Source organism: Pseudomonas fluorescens, assembly GCF_000802965.1.
Taxonomy (GTDB): domain Bacteria; phylum Pseudomonadota; class Gammaproteobacteria; order Pseudomonadales; family Pseudomonadaceae; genus Aquipseudomonas; species Aquipseudomonas fluorescens_A.
On sequence record NZ_JSAK01000049.1, the window covers coordinates 1 to 2,580 of the forward strand.

Here is a 2,580-nt window from a genome sequence, read left to right on the forward strand (position 1 = left end):
TGTTGCCGCTGACCGAAAACTGACCCAGTAAAGGCTGTTCTGCCGACTGAAAACTGACCCAGGTGTTCAACTGCTTCTGCTCACTTTTCGAGCAGGAGAACACAGGGTGATCAGCATGGAAATGTTGGGAAAAATCCGGCGGATGTACTTCCGCGACAAGCTCTCGCTGCATCAGATAGCCAAGCGTACCGGACTGTCGAGAAACACCATTCGAAAATGGGTCAGAGCACCCGAAGCCACCCAGCCGGCGTACCAACGGTGCGCAACCTTCAACAAACTCAGTCCATTTCACGAGACGCTGGAGCAGGCGCTTAAGGCCGATTCGTTTCGGGCAAAGCACAACCGCAGGAGTGCCAAAGCACTCTTCGAACAGATCAAGGCCGAGGGGGACGACGGCGGCTACAGCCAACTCACCGCCTTTATACGCTCGTGGCGCGGCGAGCAAGGCAAGTCTTTACGAGCCTTTGTGCCGCTGACCTTTGCACTCGGGGAGGCCTTTCAATTCGACTGGAGCGACGAAGGTCTGCTGATCGGCGGCCTGTTCCGACGCATCCAGGTCTCCCATATGAAGCTGTGCGCCAGTCGCGCATTTTGGTTGGTTGCGTATCCCAGCCAAGGCCACGAGATGTTGTTCGATGCCCATACTCGCTCGTTTGGCGCGTTAGGTGGGGTGCCGCGTCGCGGCATCTACGACAACATGAAGACCGCTGTCGACAAGGTCAACAAGGGTAAGGGCCGCACGGTCAATGCTCGGTTTGCCGTGATGTGTGCGCACTACCTGTTCGACCCGGACTTCTGCAACGTCGCTTCCGGCTGGGAAAAAGGCATCGTTGAAAAGAACGTCCAAGACAGCCGACGGCGCATCTGGCTCGATGCTCAAAACTGCATGTTCCACACCTTCGAGGAATTGAATGCCTGGCTCGGCCAACGCTGCCGTGCGCTCTGGGGCGAACTGCTGCACCCGCAGTACAACGGGCTGACCGTGGCGGACGTCCTGGAGCTGGAACGCGCTGAATTGATGCCGATGCCGACTGCCTTTGATGGCTACGTCGAGCGCACCGTACGGGTCTCCAGCACCTGCCTGATCAGCGTGGCGCGAAATCGCTACTCGGTGCCGTGTGAGCGGGTCGGCCAGTGGGTCAGCAGCCGTTTGTATCCTTCCCGGGTGGTGGTCATCGCCGATGAAACGACGATTGCCAGCCACGAGCGTCTGTTTGATCGAGATCAGGTCAGTTTTGACTGGCAGCATTACATCCCGCTTATCGAGCGCAAGCCTGGAGCGCTGCGCAATGGCGCTCCGTTTGCTGATCTGCCGAAGCCGTTGCAGCTGCTAAAACGCGGTCTGAGGCGTCACGCCAATGGTGATCGAGTCATGACGCAGGTACTGGCGGCAGTTCCCATCGCCGGGCTCGATGCCGTGTTGGTGGCTGTGGAGTTGGTACTTGAATCAGGCAGCTTGAGTGCTGAGCACATCCTGAATGTCCTGGCTCGACTGACATCGACAGCAGTCCCTCCGTCCGCCGAAACCAGCCTTCAACTCAAGATAGCGCCTGTCGCCAATACGGCACGCTACGACCGGCTCCGTACCACCGATGAGGAGACTCGCAATGCGTGATCTTATGGCGGAACTCAAAGAACTGCGTCTGCATGGCATGGCCAGCGCCTGGGAAGAACTAGCCTCGCAAGGAGAAGCTTCGACGGCATCCTCGAAATGGCTACTAGAGCATCTTCTCCAACAAGAACATGCGGATCGAGCGGTGCGCTCAGTGAACCACCAGATGAACATGGCCAAACTGCCCATGCATCGTGATTTGGCCGGCTTCGACTTCAGCGCTTCCAGCGCAGATGCCCGCCTGATCAGGGATCTGTCCAACCTGGAGTTCACCGATACCGCGCAGAATGTCGTATTCATCGGCGGGCCTGGAACAGGCAAAACACACCTCGCCACCGCCTTGGCTGTGTCCGGGATCACGACGCATCACAAACGCGTGCGCTTCTACTCCACGGTGGATCTGGTCAATCTGCTGGAGCGCGAAAAATACGATGGCAAGACGGGCCGCATCGCTCAAGGGCTGTTACGAACAGACCTGGTGATACTCGATGAACTGGGGTATTTGCCCTTCAGCCAGAGCGGTGGTGCCCTGTTATTTCACTTGCTGTCCAAGCTGTACGAGCAAACCAGCGTGGTCATCACCACCAACCTCAGCTTCTCGGAATGGTCGAGTGTGTTTGGTGACGCCAAGATGACAACGGCGTTGCTGGATCGGCTGACACACCACTGCCACATCGTCGAAACGGGCAACGAGTCCTACCGCCTGCAACACAGCAGCTTGGTCGCCCAGACCAAGATCAAATCACGTGAACGAAAGCGCAAAGACAATGATGGTGCCGAGGACGATGAGCTGTTTTGATCTGCACCAAAAATACCCTGCCGCATGCCCACATGCGGTGGGGCTTTAATGCCTCTTCCACCGGGACACGACTGCTAAGCTTATCCACAATTGCTGATGCCAAAATCAGCAATCCGCCCTGGGTCAATTTTCAATCGGCAGGGTGGGTCAGTTTTCAATCAGCGCCAAC

2 protein-coding genes are annotated in these 2,580 nt (G+C 57.3%); both read left to right on the top strand.

Annotated features, from left to right (window positions below):
* Positions 1-115: 115 nt before the first annotated feature.
* Positions 116-1,615, top strand: a complete 1,500-nt coding sequence (gene istA, locus NL64_RS29035) for an IS21-like element ISPpu27 family transposase (protein WP_155292804.1) — start codon at positions 116-118, stop codon at positions 1,613-1,615.
* Entirely contained in the window at positions 1,608-2,411 is an 804-nt protein-coding gene (istB, locus tag NL64_RS29040) for an IS21-like element helper ATPase IstB (RefSeq protein ID WP_034151502.1), read from the top strand. Before istA ends, istB begins: the two co-directional genes overlap by 8 nt.
* Positions 2,412-2,580: the final 169 nt, after the last annotated feature.

Coding starts and splice junctions, on each gene's coding strand:
- istA (WP_155292804.1), top strand. CDS start 116: ATGGAAATGTTGGGAAAAATCCGGCGGATGTACTTCCGCGACAAGCTC.
- istB (WP_034151502.1), top strand. CDS start 1,608: ATGCGTGATCTTATGGCGGAACTCAAAGAACTGCGTCTGCATGGCATG.